Here is a 15,389-nt window from a genome sequence, read left to right as displayed (position 1 = left end):
ACGATTCAGCGGTCTTTGAACTGGGGCGCGCGCTTTTCGACGAAGGCGGCCATGCCTTCCTTCTGGTCGGCGGTGGCGAACATGGCGTGGAAGACGCGGCGCTCGAAGCGGATGCCCTCGCTGAGCGTCGTCTCGTCGGCGCGGTTGATGCTTTCCTTCGTCATCATGACGATGGGCTGGGACATGGAAGCGATGGTCTCGGCGGTCTTGAGCGCCTCATTGAGCAACTCTGCCGTGGGCACGACGCGGGCCACGAGCCCGGAGCGCTCGGCCTCCTCGGCTCCCATCATGCGGCCCGTGAGGCACATCTCCATGGCCTTGGCCTTGCCGATGAGGCGGGTCAGGCGCTGGGTGCCGCCCATGCCGGGCATGACGCCGAGCTTGATTTCGGGCTGGCCGAACTTGGCGTTCTCCGCCGCGATGATGAAGTCGCACATCATGGCGAATTCGCAGCCGCCGCCGAGCGCGAAGCCCGCGACCGCGGCGATCATCGGCTTGCGCCGGTTCGCCACCCGGTCCCAGCCGCTGAACTGGTCGTCGGCATAGATCTGCGGATAGGACAGGCTCGCCATCTCCTTGATATCGGCGCCGGCCGCGAAAGCCTTTTCCGAGCCGGTGATGACGATGCAGCCGATGCCGGGATCCGCCTCGAAAGCGTCGAGGGCCTGGTTCACTTCCGCAAGCAGCGTTGCGTTGAGAGCATTCAGCGCCTGGGGACGGTTGAGGGTGATCAGTCCCACCTTGCCGCGCGTCTCGACGATGATCGTTTCATAACCCATGCCGTCGCCTCCCTGGAGCATGATCAGGCTCTAGAGCATCGGACTCAAAAGTGGAATCCACTTTTGGGATTGATCCGATGCTCCCTCATGGATGAGCGCATCGTTCCATGCGAACCGAAGGTCCGCGTCAGCGAAAAACCGGGTCCACTTTTCCGCACGATGCGCGAGTGGAGGCTCACCGGTAGGCGAGGGGATCAGGGCAGGCAAGAAAAATCGAAGTGAAACTTTCGGGGGAGCGGCCGCGCTGTGTCTTCCGATGCCGGGAAACACAGCGCGGCCGGTTGCCATGTGGTGGGCTCAAGGACCCACCAGCCGCCGATACAGATGCCAGGTGGCGTGCCCGAGGATCGGGAGCACCACCGCAAGGCCGAAGAACATCGGAATGAAGCCGACGATCAGAGCGGCCGCGACGATCAATCCCCACAGCGCCATGGTTCCCGGATTGGCGCTCACCGCCTGAAGCGAGGTCTGGACTGCGGTGGCGGCGCTCACGTTGCGGTCGAGCAGCATGGGGAAGGACACCACGCTGATGGAAAGCACGATGGCGCTGAAGACGAGGCCGATGGCATTGCCGAGGAGGATCAGCGTCCAACCCTGCCGGGTCGTGAAGACCTCATGCAGGAATCCGGTGACCGATGTGGGCGTGTAGGCGCCGAAGACCATATGATAGAGCGCCTGCGCCGTGGCGAGCCACAACAGGAAGATGACGAGGAGAAATATGCCCAGCGCGGCGATGGACCCGATGGAGGGCGAGCGTAGAACCTGCGAGGCCCGCGCCCAGCTGAAATCCTCGCCGCGTTCGCGGCGGCGGCTGAGTTCGTAGAGGCCGACGGCGGCGAAAGGGCCGATCAGGGCAAAGCCCGCCATGAGGGGAAAGAGCAGCGGCAGCACATTGTTGCCGAAGATGGCGGCGGCCAGGAAAAGGCCGAGAACCGGATAGATGAGCGCGATGAAGAAGGCATGGGTCGGCATCGCCGAGAAGTCGTCGATCCCGCGGGCAAGCGCTGCCTTGAGATCGGCAACGCCGATGGTCCGCACGACGGGATTGTCCTCCGCCGAGCCTGCGCCGGGGATCGCGTGTAGTTTCGCCATGGCCTAAACCTCCCGAACCTCTGTTCAAGGGGTCACGGCGCCGACGTGATGCAATGGGCCTTTGCCCCCAGGAGGCCGCTGACAACGCGGAGCCGCAACCTGCATATCGACAAGAGAAGTGTACTCGCCGGGAGGGAATCTGTCTCCGGGGAGACGGGTATTTTCTCGAAATCGCAAGCGATGCGACCCGAAGTGACCGGGCGGCTCCCTGTTAACGCTGGCATTTCGGGCAGTAGAAGGTCGAGCGCCCCGATTGCACGAGGCGGGCGACGGTGCCGGTGCAGCCCGAGGTGACGCAAGGCTCCCCCTCCCGGTCGTAGACCCGGAAGGCATGCTGGAAATAGCCGAGTGATCCGTCGACCTGCGCATGGTCGCGCAAGGTGGACCCTCCCGCCTCGACGGCCTCGTTCAGCACATCGCGGATGATTCCGGCCAGCCGGTGCGCCTTGGCCGTCGGTTTCCCTTTCGCCGTCGCGAGGGAGCCCGCCGCCGCTTCCGGATGCAGGCCGGTGCGGAACAGGGCTTCGCAGACATAGATATTGCCCAGCCCCGCGATAAGTCGCTGATCAAGGAGGGCGGCTTTGAGGGGCGTGCGCCTGCTGGCGAAAAGCCGCGCGATGGTTTCCCCCGAGAGTTCGTTGCCGAGGGGCTCGATCCCCATCTCCTTGAAATGGCGGCAGGTCTCGATTTCGGGACGAGGCACCAGATCCATGAAACCGAAGCGGCGCGTGTCGTTATAGGTGACGGTCGCTCCGTTCGAGAGGCCGAAGATTACATGGTCATGGGCACCTGAAGCCCCATGTTCATGGTGAAACTCCCCCGGCGCGACGCTTCTGCCGCCCTGGGTCACGAGAAAGCGCCCCGACATGCCCAGATGCATCACCAGCACCTCGCCTGACGACAGGTCGGCCAGGAGATATTTGGCCCGGCGGCCGAGGGCGGTGATTTCCTGTCCCTCCAACCGTGCGGCGAAGCGCTCCGGAAACGGAAAGCGCAGATCGGGCCGGCGCTGCTTAACCTTCGTGAAGCGCGCTCCCACCATGGCGGGCTCGAGGCCCCGGCGGACGGTTTCGACTTCGGGAAGTTCGGGCATCAACCATCTCTTCGGTTCAAGGGTCCCATTACATAGCCTTCCGGGTCCGCTTCCGCTATGGATCGCGGCAAGGGTGCCTGGAGATTTGGACGACAAGAGATCTGGGCGACGAGAGGTTTGAGATCATGACCGACGAGAAGACCCATTTCGGGTTTCAATCCGTGCCGCTCGCCGAGAAGCAGGGCCGCGTCAACGAGGTCTTCCACTCGGTGGCGGGTCGCTACGATCTCATGAACGACCTCATGTCGGCGGGGCTCCACCGCCTGTGGAAGAACACCCTGGTCGCCATGCTGCGCCCGCCCCGGGAGCGTCCCTTCCGGCATCTCGACGTGGCCGGCGGCACGGGCGACGTGGCCTTCCGCATCTTGGACGCGGGCGGCCCGCAGACCCATGTCACCGTGCTCGACATCAATGGCGAGATGCTGAAAGTGGGGCGCGAACGGGCGGGCCATGCCTATGACGGGCGCATCGACTTCGTGGAGGCCAATGCGGAGGAACTGCCGCTCGAATCGAAGAGTTTCGACGCCTACACCATCGCCTTCGGCATCAGAAACGTGCCGCGCATCGATGCCGCCCTGCGCGAGGCGTACCGGGTGCTCAAGCCCGGCGGGCGCTTCCTGTGCCTGGAATTCTCCAAGGTGGACGTGCCGGTCCTCGACAAGATTTACGACGCCTATTCCTTCAACGTCATCCCGAGGCTCGGGCAGATGGTGACGGGGGATTCCGAATCTTATCAATACCTCGTCGAGTCGATCCGCCGTTTCCCCACCCCCGCCGCCTTCGCGCGGATGATCGAGGAGGCCGGCTTCAGGCGGGTGACGCACCGGCCCCTGACGGCGGGCGTTGTCAACATTCATTCCGGCTGGAAGATCTGACGTGATCGGCAGCCTCGTCCATTTCTTCCGCAATCTGCGCGCCGGTTTCGTCCTGGCCCGCGAGGGCGCGCTGTCGCTGGTCGATCCGAGCGCCCTGCCGCCGGCCGCCCGGATCGTGCTGCGCCTCGCCCGCATCATCGAGCGGCCGCAGGCGGGAGACGGCGCAGCCCGGCTCTCGGCGGCTCTGACCCGCCTCGGGCCTTCCTATGTGAAATTCGGCCAGTTCCTGGCGACGCGGCCCGACATCGTCGGCGCGGCGGCGGCGCGCGATCTGGAACTCCTGCAGGACCGGATGCCGCCCTTCCCGCGCAAGGAGGCGGTGCGCATGGTCGAGCTGGCGCTCGGCCGTCCGATCGACGAGCTTTTCCTGGAATTCAGCGAGCCGATCGCGGCCGCTTCCATCGCCCAGGTGCACAAGGCCGTCATCCGCACGCCGGAGGGGTTGGAAACCGTCGCGGTGAAGGTGGTGCGCCCCGGCGTGCGCGAAGGATTCGCCCGCGATCTCCAGGCCATGCGCGCCGCAGCCCGCCTGTTCGAGCGCGTCGTGCCCGATGCGAAGCGCCTCAAGCCCGTGGAGATCGTCGAGGCGCTGGCCCGCTCCGTCGCGGTCGAGATGGATCTGCGTCTCGAAGCGGCGGCGGTGTCGGAGCTTGGCGAGAACACCAAGGACGATCCTGATTTCCGGGTGCCCAAACCCGAATGGGACCTCACCGCCCGCGACGTGCTCACCATCACCTGGATCGAGGGCATCCGCCTCAACGACATCGCCGCCATCGAGGCGGCAGGCTTCGACCGTGTCGCGCTGGCGCGCACGATCATCCAGTCCTTCCTGCGCCACGCCATTCGCGACGGGTTCTTCCACGCGGACATGCATCCCGGCAACCTGTTCGTCGACGGGCAGGGCCGCCTCGCCGCCGTCGATTTCGGCATCATGGGCCGGCTCGGCATGAAGGAGCGGCGCTTCCTCGCCGAAATCCTTCTCGGGTTCATCCGCCGCGATTACCTGCGCGTGGCGCGGGTGCATTTCGAGGCGGGCTACGTGCCGCCGCACCATTCGGTGGAGGATTTCGCGCAGGCCATCCGCGCCATCGGCGAGCCGATCCACGACCGGCGGGCCGACGAGATCTCGATGGCGAAGCTGCTCACTCTGCTCTTCGAGATCACGTCCCTGTTCGACATGGCGACCCGCATCGAACTCGTCATGCTGCAGAAGACGATGGTGGTGGTCGAAGGCGTCGCCCGCAATCTCGATCCTCGGCTCGACATGTGGACCACTTCCGAGCCTGTGGTGCGCGAATGGATGGAGCGCAATCTCGGCCCCATCGGCCGCATCGAGGAAGCGGGCGCCGGCTTCATGACGCTCGTCGGCGTCGCCGCCGACCTGCCGGACATGGCTCTTCGCGCCCGGCGCGTCCTCGGCCAGATCGAGGACATGACGGCAGGCGGCATGACGCTCGATACGGAAAGCGTCTCCGCCATCGGTCGCGCCGAGGCGCGCAGCAATCGTTGGGGTTCGGTGGCCTTGTGGATCATCGCGCTGTCGCTGATGATCATCGTGATAAGAGGTTATTGAACGATGGTGCTGTCGGGCAAACGCATCCTCCTCGTCATCGGCGGCGGGATCGCGGCCTACAAGTCCCTCGACATGATCCGCCGCCTGCGCGAGCGTGGCGCGTCCGTGCGCTGCATCCTCACCGCGGGCGCGCAACAATTCATCACGCCGCTTGCGGCCTCCGCGATTTCGGGCCAGCGCACCCATACGGATCTGTTCGACCGGGAGGACGAGGCCGATATCGGGCATATCCGCCTCGCTCGCGATGCGGATGCCATCGTCGTCGCGCCGGCCACCGCCAATCTCATGGCTAAGATGGCGGGCGGCCATGCGGACGATCTCGCCTCCACGGTGCTGCTCGCCACCACGCTGCCGATCCTGATCGCGCCCGCCATGAATGTGCGCATGTGGCTGCATCCGGCGACGCAGCGCAATTTCGCGACGCTCCGAGCCGACGGCGTTCACGTGGTCGGGCCGAACGAGGGTGCCATGGCGGAGGCGGAAACGGGCCCCGGCCGCATGGCCGAACCGCTGGAAATCGTCGCCGCCATCGAGACGCTTCTCGCGCCTTCCGGCCCGCTTGCCGGCAAGCATGTTCTCGTCACGTCGGGGCCGACCCATGAGCCCATCGATCCGGTGCGCTACATCGCCAACCGCTCCTCAGGCAAGCAGGGCCATGCCATCGCCCGCGCCGCGGCGGAGGCCGGTGCGCGGGTGACGCTGGTCTCGGGACCCGTCGATCTGCCCGATCCGGCGGGCGTCGCCACCCTGCATGTGGAAAGCGCCCGCGAGATGCTCGCCGCTGTGGAAAAGGCTCTCCCCGCCGATATCGGCATCTTCGCCGCCGCCGTCGCCGATTGGCGCGTCGCCCATGCGGGCGAGCAGAAGATGAAGAAGAACGGCGGAAAGCTGCCGGAGCTTTCGCTTACCGAAAACCCGGACATTCTCGCCACCATATCCCGTCGCAACGAGGGCCGTCCGCCGCTGATGGTGGGCTTTGCCGCCGAGACGGAACACGTGATCGAGCATGCCAAGCAGAAGCTTGTGAAAAAGGGCTGCGACCTCATCGTCGCCAACGACGTCTCGGTGGGGACGGGCGTGATGGGCGGCGACAGCAACACGGTGCATCTCGTCACGGCCTCGGGCGTCGAGACCTGGCCGACCCTGTCGAAGAGCGAGGTTGCGCAAAAGCTGATCGCGCGCCTGGGCCAAATGGCGGGAGGCGCGAAGCCATGAGCCATCTGCTTCGCATCCGGCGTCTTGCCCATGCCGGCGATCTGCCGCTTCCCCGTTATGAGACGGCGGGGGCGGCGGGGATGGATCTGATCGCCGCCAATCCGGACGATGCGCCTGTCGTTCTCGCGCCCCTGGCGCGGGTCCTCGTGCCGACCGGGCTCGTGATTCAATTGGAGCCGGGCTTCGAGGCGCAAGTCCGCCCCCGGTCCGGGCTTGCCTTCAGGCATGGGGTGACGGTGCTGAACGCGCCGGGGACCATCGATGCGGATTATCGCGGGGAGGTGCAGGTGCTTCTCGTCAATCTCGGGCAGAAGCCCTTCACGATCACGCGCGGCATGCGTATCGCGCAGATGGTCGTCGCGCCCGTGACCATGGTCGAGCCGATCGCGGTCGAGGCCGTCGACGAGACGCCGCGCGCGGCCGCGGGCTTCGGATCGACAGGGCTTGCGGGGAGAGGCCGATGAATTTCCTGTCGCGCCGCTCGCTGCTCGCCATCGCCGCCGTCACGGATATCGCGCTTCATGCCCGGCCGATGCCGGTTTCCGCCAAGGCGCTTGCCGCCCGGCACAACCTGCCGCCCCGCCATCTCGAGCCGGTCCTCCAGGCTCTCGTCCGTCAGGGCATTCTGAAAGGCGTACGCGGGCCGCGCGGCGGCTACGAGCTGGCGCGCGAGCGGCGGCGGATCACGGCGGGCGAGATCGTCCGCGTCGCCATGACGGCAGGCGAGGACGAAAGCGGCTCGCCCCTGCCTGAATCGCGCCTGGCCGAAACCGTCATCGCGCCCGTGGTCAGGCGGGGGACCGAGGCGTTCCTCGCCGAACTGGATCGGGTCACCGTGGACGACCTCTGTCATCAGGCGCAGGCCGAGGCGGCTGTCGAGCCGATGCCATCCGTAGATTTCACAATTTAGTATGTGATATAATCTATTTATCGACATGAGACGCTAAAAGGAATAAATAGCCACCCTGACCCTTGAGGAGAATTTCATGGCTGACACTGCCAACAAGCCGGGCCGCGGCCGCATTTATGGTTCCATCACCGAGACCATCGGCAACACGCCCCTCGTTCGCCTGAACCGCCTGCCGAAAGAGAGCGGCGTCGACGCCGAAATTCTCGTCAAGCTTGAGTTCTTCAACCCGATTTCGAGCGTGAAGGACCGTATCGGCGTCAGCATGATCGAGGCCATGGAAGCTGCGGGTCATATCAAGCCCGGCGCGACCCTGATCGAGCCGACCTCGGGCAATACCGGCATCGCGCTCGCCTTCGTCGCGGCCGCGCGCGGCTACCGGCTGATCCTGGTCATGCCGGAGACCATGTCCCTCGAACGACGCAAGATGCTGGCCTATCTCGGTGCGGAGCTGGTGCTCACGCCCGGCCCCATGGGAATGAAGGGCTCCATCGCCAAGGCCGAGGAGCTTCTGCAGGAAATCCCGAATTCGGTGATGCCGCAGCAGTTCAAGAATCCGGCGAACCCGGAGGTCCACCGCAGGACGACGGCGGAGGAGATCTGGAACGACACCAACGGCCAGCTCGACGCCTTCGTGGCCGGCGTCGGCACAGGCGGCACCATGACGGGCGTCGGCCAGGTGCTGAAACCCCGCCTGCCGAACCTGAAGATCATCGCGGTCGAGCCCGAGGATTCCCCGGTTCTCTCCGGCGGCCAACCCGGCCCGCACAAGATCCAGGGCATCGGCGCAGGTTTCGTGCCGGACGTCCTCGACCGCTCGGTCATCGACAACGTGGTGACGGTCGGCAACCAGACCGCCTTCGACATCGCGCGCAAGCTCGCCAAGCTCGAGGGCATTCCCGGCGGCATCTCCACCGGCGCCAACGTGGCGGCGGCGCTCGAGATCGCGGCGCGGCCCGAGTTCAAGGGCAAGCGCATCGTCACCGTCGCGCCCTCCTTCGCCGAGCGCTACATTTCGAGCGCCCTGTTCGAGGGGCTCTGAGCTTTCCATGTGGACGTTACGAAAGGGCGGCTGCGGCTGCCCTTTTCTTTTGTCTATGATGGCGGGCCCTGATCTTTTCAGAAAACCGGGGTCTGCGTTTCGCTGACGTGGCCCCGGGCTCGGATCATGCTCTGACGAAAGGAATACCATGATTGCGCCCGATGCCCCGATGCGCCTGTTCTCCGGTCCTTTGAGCATGTTCGGGGCCAAGGCGCAGATCGCCGCCCTGGAGAAGGGGCTCGCCTTCGAACTCGTCATGGTGCCCTTCGAGATGAAGCGGTTGTACGAGCCGAAACATCCCGAGGTGCTGCGTATCAATCCCAAGCGGCAGGTGCCGGTCCTGATCCATGGGGATCTGGAGATTTTCGATTCGACCCAGATCTTCGAATATCTCGAAGATGTCGCGCCCAACCCGCCGCTCTGGCCGGCAGACCCGGCGGAGCGGGCGCGGGCGCGCCTCATCGAGCATAAATCGGACGAGGTCTACTTCCCGCCCATCATCCGGCTGATGGGCCTGCAGGATACGCCTGAGGATCCCGCCGCGATCGCTGCGCGCGACCAGGCCGCCCGCTTCTATGGCGAGATGGAGCGGCAGCTCGACGGGCGCGACTATCTCGCCGGGCCCTACTCCTTCGCCGATATCGCTTTCTACATGGCGCAGCTTTTCGGCGCGCGCATGGGAGCGGGCATGACCGAGGCCACTCCGGGGCTGCTCCGCTGGCGCGCGAGAATCACGGCCCGCCCGGCCGTGAGGCAGGTTGCCGGGGCCATGGCGGCTTTCCTCGTCTCCGAGGGCCGCCCTCTTCCGGACTTCATGAAAGGCTTGGCCTCCGTCTGACTGATCGAACGGAGAGCTTGGCCAGAACCTTACCCCCTCCGCCGGGTTCCCCTTGAAAGACTTGTTTCAAGGAGAGTTTGCGATGGCGGACAGGCACGTACCCCATTCATTGAAGAACCAGACGGCGGATCAAATCCGCAACGAGCAGCGCGGCGGCGGCGTTGCCGACACGTCGAACAAGGGCCCCGAGGCCAACGACACCATGCGCAAGGTGTGGGACGAACCCGGCGGCGAGGCTTACGCTTATCGCCAGTCCATGGGCGGCGCAGGCAACCGGGACGAGGGTCATTCCGACCTGACGGCCGCCGAGACCCCGCAGACGACGAAACACCTGAGCGATGCCAGCCTTTCTCCGAAGGACAAGGATGCCACCGCTGAGGCCATCGAGCGCGCTACTACCGGCAAGGGCACGGGCGATCCTGCGAAGGAGCGTCGTCACCGTCCGGGCTGAGTGCCTTCTGGATCGATCACAGGAGAATTCCCATGGGCTATGCCGGTTATGGAAACAACAGCCAGCAGGATACCGGGCCCACCGAGCAGTCGGATCCCAAGGCGGACCTAGCAACCGAAAAGAACGAGCGGCGCCCTGGCGATCCGGGCGAGGCCAGGAAGCTCCCGGCCGCGGGTCCGCACGCAAAACCCGGCCTGACCAGCGACCAGGCGACTCCCGGCGCCGGCACCCTGCCGGAAGCGGGAGAATGCGACGCGACGGATTCCACCAGCGGCTGAGCGTCGGAACAGGCGTGCGGTCCACCATCCCGGAGCCGTAAGGCGGAAGCCGGAAACGTGTTTTTCTTGGCGTTTCCCTGTCGCATGCGATTCCGGCTCTCCGTTGCGCTTCGGCCGGAATGACGGTTGAGGCCCGTCACGAAAAAAGGCCGCCCTCGGTTTCAAGGGCGGCCTATTCATTTCTCGAAAGGCTTGAGGCTTCTTAAGCGCTCAAGGCTTCCTTCGAACGTTCGGCGCGCTTGCGGTCGTTCGGGTCGAGGATCGCCTTGCGGATGCGGATCGACTTCGGCGTTACCTCGACGAGTTCGTCGTCCTGGATCCAGGCCAGCGACTTCTCCAGCGTCATGCGGATCGGCGGCGTCAGGCGCACCGCCTCGTCCTTCGAGGTGGTGCGGATGTTGGTGAGCTTCTTGCCCTTCAGCACGTTCACCTCGAGATCGTTCTCGCGGTTGTGCTCGCCGACGATCATGCCCTGATAGACCTTCCAGCCGGGCTCGATCATCATCGGGCCGCGATCTTCCAGGTTCCACAGCGCGTAGGCGACAGCCTCGCCCTGGTCGTTGGAGATCAGCACGCCGTTGCGGCGGCCTGCGATCTCGCCCTTGTAGGGCTCGTAAGCGTGGAACAGGCGGTTCATGATGGCGGTGCCGCGCGTATCGGTCATCAGCTCGCCCTGATAGCCGATGAGGCCACGGGTGGGAGCGTAGAACACGAGACGCTGGCGGTTGCCGCCGGACGGGCGCATCTCCACCATGTCGGCACGGCGCTCGGACATCTTCTGCACCACGACGCCGGAATGCTCCTCGTCCACGTCGATCACGACTTCCTCGATCGGCTCGAGAAGCTGGCCCGTGGCCTCGTCCTTCTTCATCACCACGCGGGGACGCGACACGGCGATCTCGAAGCCCTCGCGGCGCATGGTCTCGATGAGAATGGCGAGCTGCAATTCGCCGCGGCCGGAGACGTAGAACGAGTCCTTGTCCGCCGCTTCCTCGATCTTGAGGGTCACGTTGCCTTCCGCTTCCTTGAACAGGCGATCGCGGATCATACGGCTCGTGACCTTGTCGCCCTCGGTGCCGGCAAGCGGGCTATCGTTGACGATGAAGGACATGGTGACGGTCGGCGGATCGATCGGCTGGGCCTGGATCGGAATGTCGTTCTCAAGCGCCGAGAAGGTGTCCGCCACCGAGCCCTTGACGAGTCCTGCGATGGAGACGATGTCGCCGGCTTCACCCAGTTCGATCGGCTGACGCTCCAGGCCGCGGAAGGCGAGGATCTTTGACACGCGGCCCGTCTCGACCACGTTGCCTTCACGGTCGAGTACCTTGATCGCCTGGTTCGGCTTCACCGAGCCGGAGCTGATGCGGCCGGTGACGATGCGGCCGAGGAAGGGGTTGGCTTCGAGCAGGGTGCCGAGCATGCGGAAAGGGCCTTCCTCGGTCTTGGCCGGGGGCACGTGCTCGAGCACGAGATCGAACAGGGGCGCGAGGCCCTGGTCGCTCGGGCCCTCAGGGGACTTCGCCATCCAGCCGTTGCGGCCCGAGCCGTAGAGGATGGGGAAATCGAGCTGCTCGTCGGTGGCGTCGAGCGCGGCGAAGAGGTCGAACACCTCGTTGATGACTTCCTGATGACGTGCGTCGGGCCGGTCGATCTTGTTGATGGCGACGATGGGGCGCAGGCCGATCTTGAGGGCCTTGGACACCACGAACTTGGTCTGCGGCATCGGGCCCTCGGCCGCGTCCACAAGAACGATGGCGCCGTCGACCATGCTCAGGATTCGCTCCACCTCGCCGCCGAAATCGGCGTGGCCGGGGGTGTCGACGATGTTGATGCGGGTATCCTTCCAGACGACCGAGGTCGCCTTGGCGAGAATCGTGATGCCGCGCTCTTTCTCGAGGTCGTTCGAGTCCATCGCGCGCTCTTCCACGCGCTGGTTCTCGCGGAAGCTTCCCGACTGGGAGAGAAGCTTGTCGACGAGGGTCGTCTTGCCATGGTCGACGTGGGCGATGATGGCGATATTGCGCAGTTTCATAAGGGGGTCTTTCAAAGCAAAGCAGCCCGGCTCGCGGTGGATGTCCCCGCGCCCCTGGCTCGAACCGGGCGGAAATTGATTGCACTGCAATATAGTGATGAGCGGGCGGCGGCAATAGGGCTGCGTCATCGGATCTGACCCTAGGCGGATGCTTCGGGAGTTGTTATAAGATTTCAATAAAGGGAGAAAACGATGCGCCCGCTCCGAAAAACCGCAATTGCGACAGGGGTTTGCCTGCTCTCCGCCTTCAACGCCATGGCAGAAGAAAAAATGTCAGCCCAGCAATTGATCGATGCCGATAAGGCTTTCAACGAAATGGCCCAGCAGGATGGGATGGGCAAAGCCTTCATCGCCTATTCGGCCGAGAATCCGACCATGATCCGCCCCGGCAACATGCCCCTTCTCGGCAAAAGCGAGCTGGTCGACGCGTTCTCTAAGGTGCCCGGCTCGCCCTTGAGCTGGGAGCCACTGAAGGCGGAAATCGCCCAGAGCCAGGATCTCGGCTACACGTTCGGGCGCTACAAGGTGCGGGACGGCGGCGAGATCAAGTCTCACGGGGTCTATGTGACCATCTGGAAGAAGCAGCCCGACGGCTCGTGGAAATTCGTGCTCGACGGCGGCGGGACGACACCGCAAGAGGTCCAGAAACCGTAAAACGGCCTGTCCGTCATTCCCGGCTCGTGCCAATGGGACCCGGGAGGTAGGACCGCCGGCCGTAGAAGCGCCAGTCCGGGCGGACGCTGCGCACCATCATCATCTCCCCGATATTCTCCGGCGTCAGAAGCCCCACGAGCTTCTGCGCATCGTCGACGACGAGGAGCGCCGGAGCCTTCGCCTTGTTGAGGAGGGCGACGGCGGTGTCGAAGGGCTGCCGGTCGAGAGCCGTCGGCACGTCCCGCGTCATCGCTCCCAGGACCGGCGTCGCCGGGCCGCCCTGGTGCAGGGCCATGATCAGGCCCTCCCGGGTCAGGAGACCCTGCGGTCTGCCGGAGCCGTCCACGACGGGAAATTCCTTCTGGGACGTGCGGAGCATCAGATCGACCGCGTCGTTCAGGGTCGATGAGGTCGAGAGCGTCTCGACGGAACTCATCATGACCGAGCGCAGGGGCAGTCCCCGGGTCGCATCCTGGAAGGCCACGTGCTGGGATTCGGCGGTGGCCGCGAGATAGACGAAGAGGCCGATGATGATCAGCATCGGATTCACGAACAGGCCGACAAGGGCGAAGACGAAAGCCGCGCCCTGGCCGATCCGCGCCGCGAGACGGGTCGCCGCGACATGGTTCATGCGCATGGCAAGCAGCGCGCGCAGCACCCGCCCGCCATCCATCGGGAAGGCGGGGATTAGGTTGAACAGGACGAGGATGATGTTGGCGGCGGCGATCCGCGCGATCAGCCCGGCATGAGGATTGTCCATCTCGGCCATGGCGGCCCCGCTCAGGCGCGCACCGAGCGCCAGAATGAGCACCACCGCGATCGCGACGTTCACGGCCGGCCCCGCCAGAGCCACGATCAGCTCCTCCCGCGGCTTGTCGGGAATGCGCTCCAGACTGGCGATGCCGCCGATGGGCCAGAGGGTCACCTCCGGGGTGCGGATGCCATAGTGCCGCGCGGTCAGGATATGTCCGAACTCATGCGCGAGAACGCAGGCGAAGAGGAGCACGATGAACAGCACCCCATCGATAGCCGCCTCGCGCCCGCCGCGCTGCCATTGCGCCGCGCCGATCCAGACAAGGAGCAGCAGAAAGGTCACATGAATGCGCACCACCGTCCCGGCGATGCGCCCGACCGGAATGGACCAGAGCATGGGGATCTCCGCGAGCGGCTTCGAACCTTGAGGTAGGGCGGTGGGGCCGGTTCGGAAGGTGAAGAGACGCATCTGCGCTGTCGCAGAGTGATCGATACGGTCGCAACGGCACAGCTGGGTTGTCAAAGAGCGTGAGGCAAGCGCCTTCGGGCTCGGGGCAGGAATGCCCCAAGCCTGGACGGTGATCGAGGGAGGCGCGACGTGCGGTCCGGCTCGATGATGGAAGGGAGAGGGGGAAGAGCCGGATGGCACCTCGCGCACGGTTTGTTTAGGCGGACAGGCGACGCCGGCTCACACGCTGCCCGCGACGGACACCGCTTGTTACAACAAGCGGGCGGTCGCGGACCAACCGCGAGCCCAACCACAACAGCCTGGGCCTCCCGCCGGAGCAGGTTGCGTGACCTTCTCCGCGAGACCGTGCCCGACCCCACAATCACGACGCCTCGCGAGCGCGCCCCTCGGTGGGTCGGGACAGGCCAAGACATAGCCAAGGCTAGGACGATTGTCAAGAACAAAAATAGAACAAACTGACTATGCGAGACCCAAAAGTCTGGGTTAGTCTCCAAAACTAGCTTTGAGGTTAGGGACGCAAATTGAGTCAGGGAATCTGCAAGCTTACGGGCAAGAACGGTAAGCTCATAGCCTCACACTTAATTCCAAAAGCATTGACGCGCCCTGCTGTAGCAGGAGCACCACTCATTCAATATGGCTCTGGAAAATTGCCCGAACGTCGTTGGGATAGTTGGTATGACAAACATCTCGTAACGCAGGCGGGAGAAGACATACTTACTGCACTGGATACATGGGCCATTACTGAAATGAGGAAACACCGCCTCGTTTGGAGCGGCTGGGGGCCAATGACAGTTCTTACAGAGGGACATCAGCCCTTCGAAGGTACATCTTGGGGCATACGGATAATCAAGGGTATAGATACAAAGCGTCTCCGATTATTCTTCCTGAGTCTTCTTTGGCGCGCGGCAGTAACTCAGCGATTTGAATTCTCAGAGATCGCATTATCTCGACAGGATCTAGAACAACTTCGCGTAATGATATTGGCAGGAGATTCTGATCCTATATCATTTTATCCTGCCTCTCTTATTCAGCTCTCAACGATAGGCATGATTCATAACTATGCCCCAGTTGCAAATGTGAAGACTATTCCCGCTGTCGAAAACAATTCGGAGCGAAAAATACCTATCTTCAGATTTTATTTCGATGGACTTATTGTCCACATGCATCAACATGCTAGCGATGATGATTATACAAATGCTCTTGGGTCAGTAGTTGTAGGAAAAAACGACGAAATCTTGGTTACAACTGTAACTTACGAGGATTCATTTCAGCGTAACAATTTGGAGAGCGTAATTTCCGAGTACAATAAAAAATTTCGATAGCCGCTGCGCCATGCTC

General features: G+C 64.0%; 16 protein-coding genes. 11 read left to right on the top strand and 5 right to left on the bottom strand.

All coding sequences use genetic code 11. From position 1 onward, the window contains the following. Positions 1-5: 5 nt before the first annotated feature. The 3 genes from AB4Y97_RS01490 to mutM all read right to left on the bottom strand — a co-directional run bounded on the left by AB4Y97_RS01490 (position 6) and on the right by mutM (position 2,964). Positions 6-779 carry an enoyl-CoA hydratase gene (locus tag AB4Y97_RS01490; protein WP_441997219.1) on the bottom strand — a complete coding sequence of 258 codons (774 nt, stop codon included), beginning with the start codon at positions 777-779 and terminating at the stop codon, positions 6-8. Positions 780-1,076: 297 nt separating this feature from the next. Beyond that, a complete protein-coding gene (locus AB4Y97_RS01485) occupies positions 1,077-1,871 on the bottom strand; it encodes a DUF2189 domain-containing protein (protein ID WP_441997218.1) in 795 nt (264 codons plus the stop codon). A 211-nt stretch (positions 1,872-2,082) separates the two neighbouring features. Further along, positions 2,083-2,964, bottom strand: coding sequence for a bifunctional DNA-formamidopyrimidine glycosylase/DNA-(apurinic or apyrimidinic site) lyase (gene mutM / locus AB4Y97_RS01480; protein ID WP_441997217.1), 882 nt, complete (start codon positions 2,962-2,964; stop codon positions 2,083-2,085). A 125-nt stretch (positions 2,965-3,089) separates the two neighbouring features. On the opposite strand from mutM, the gene ubiE reads away from it, so the two are divergent. The 9 genes from ubiE (at position 3,090) to AB4Y97_RS01435 (ending at position 10,143) form a co-directional block, all read left to right on the top strand. Continuing rightward, positions 3,090-3,839: a bifunctional demethylmenaquinone methyltransferase/2-methoxy-6-polyprenyl-1,4-benzoquinol methylase UbiE gene (gene ubiE, locus AB4Y97_RS01475; RefSeq protein WP_441997216.1), complete on the top strand. Its 750-nt coding sequence runs from the start codon at positions 3,090-3,092 to the stop codon at positions 3,837-3,839. Between the two features lies 1 nt (position 3,840). Beyond that, positions 3,841-5,412: a 2-polyprenylphenol 6-hydroxylase gene (gene ubiB, locus AB4Y97_RS01470; protein ID WP_441997215.1), complete on the top strand. Its 1,572-nt coding sequence runs from the start codon at positions 3,841-3,843 to the stop codon at positions 5,410-5,412. Positions 5,413-5,415: 3 nt separating this feature from the next. Further along, positions 5,416-6,627 carry a bifunctional phosphopantothenoylcysteine decarboxylase/phosphopantothenate--cysteine ligase CoaBC gene (gene coaBC / locus AB4Y97_RS01465; RefSeq protein ID WP_441997214.1) on the top strand — a complete coding sequence of 404 codons (1,212 nt, stop codon included), beginning with the start codon at positions 5,416-5,418 and terminating at the stop codon, positions 6,625-6,627. After that, a complete protein-coding gene (gene dut / locus AB4Y97_RS01460) occupies positions 6,624-7,091 on the top strand; it encodes a dUTP diphosphatase (RefSeq protein ID WP_441997213.1) in 468 nt (155 codons plus the stop codon). Before coaBC ends, dut begins: the two co-directional genes overlap by 4 nt. After that, positions 7,088-7,537, top strand: a complete 450-nt coding sequence (locus AB4Y97_RS01455) for an RrF2 family transcriptional regulator (RefSeq protein WP_441997212.1) — start codon at positions 7,088-7,090, stop codon at positions 7,535-7,537. Before dut ends, AB4Y97_RS01455 begins: the two co-directional genes overlap by 4 nt. Positions 7,538-7,613: 76 nt before the next feature. After that, positions 7,614-8,576, top strand: coding sequence for a cysteine synthase A (gene cysK / locus AB4Y97_RS01450; protein WP_441997211.1), 963 nt, complete (start codon positions 7,614-7,616; stop codon positions 8,574-8,576). Between the two features lie 148 nt (positions 8,577-8,724). Further along, positions 8,725-9,414 (top strand): glutathione S-transferase family protein, encoded by a 690-nt coding sequence (locus AB4Y97_RS01445; protein ID WP_441997210.1) that lies wholly within the window; start codon positions 8,725-8,727, stop codon positions 9,412-9,414. 82 nt (positions 9,415-9,496) lie between these two features. Beyond that, entirely contained in the window at positions 9,497-9,865 is a 369-nt protein-coding gene (locus tag AB4Y97_RS01440; protein WP_441997209.1) for a hypothetical protein, read from the top strand. 32 nt (positions 9,866-9,897) lie between these two features. After that, positions 9,898-10,143: a hypothetical protein gene (locus tag AB4Y97_RS01435; RefSeq protein ID WP_441997208.1), complete on the top strand. Its 246-nt coding sequence runs from the start codon at positions 9,898-9,900 to the stop codon at positions 10,141-10,143. 202 nt (positions 10,144-10,345) lie between these two features. Here AB4Y97_RS01435 and typA read toward each other — a convergent pair whose 3' ends face one another. Continuing rightward, entirely contained in the window at positions 10,346-12,175 is a 1,830-nt protein-coding gene (gene typA, locus AB4Y97_RS01430) for a translational GTPase TypA (protein WP_441997207.1), read from the bottom strand. 192 nt (positions 12,176-12,367) lie between these two features. Between typA and AB4Y97_RS01425 the strand changes: the two genes are divergently transcribed. Next, entirely contained in the window at positions 12,368-12,829 is a 462-nt protein-coding gene (locus AB4Y97_RS01425; RefSeq protein WP_441997206.1) for a YybH family protein, read from the top strand. Positions 12,830-12,842: 13 nt separating this feature from the next. Here AB4Y97_RS01425 and AB4Y97_RS01420 read toward each other — a convergent pair whose 3' ends face one another. Further along, positions 12,843-13,979, bottom strand: coding sequence for a site-2 protease family protein (locus tag AB4Y97_RS01420; RefSeq protein WP_441997205.1), 1,137 nt, complete (start codon positions 13,977-13,979; stop codon positions 12,843-12,845). Positions 13,980-14,572: 593 nt separating this feature from the next. Here AB4Y97_RS01420 and AB4Y97_RS01415 point away from each other — a divergent pair. Then, the gene (locus AB4Y97_RS01415) at positions 14,573-15,373 is read left to right on the top strand and encodes a hypothetical protein (protein WP_441997204.1); all 801 of its coding nucleotides are present in this window, start codon (positions 14,573-14,575) and stop codon (positions 15,371-15,373) included. The last annotated feature ends 16 nt before the right edge of the window (positions 15,374-15,389 follow it).

The organism is Microvirga sp. 2TAF3 (assembly GCF_052114965.1).
Classification (GTDB): Bacteria; Pseudomonadota; Alphaproteobacteria; order Rhizobiales; family Beijerinckiaceae; genus Microvirga.
The sequence above is the reverse complement of the archived record's forward strand: the minus strand, read 5'-3'. Positions and strand labels throughout refer to the sequence as shown.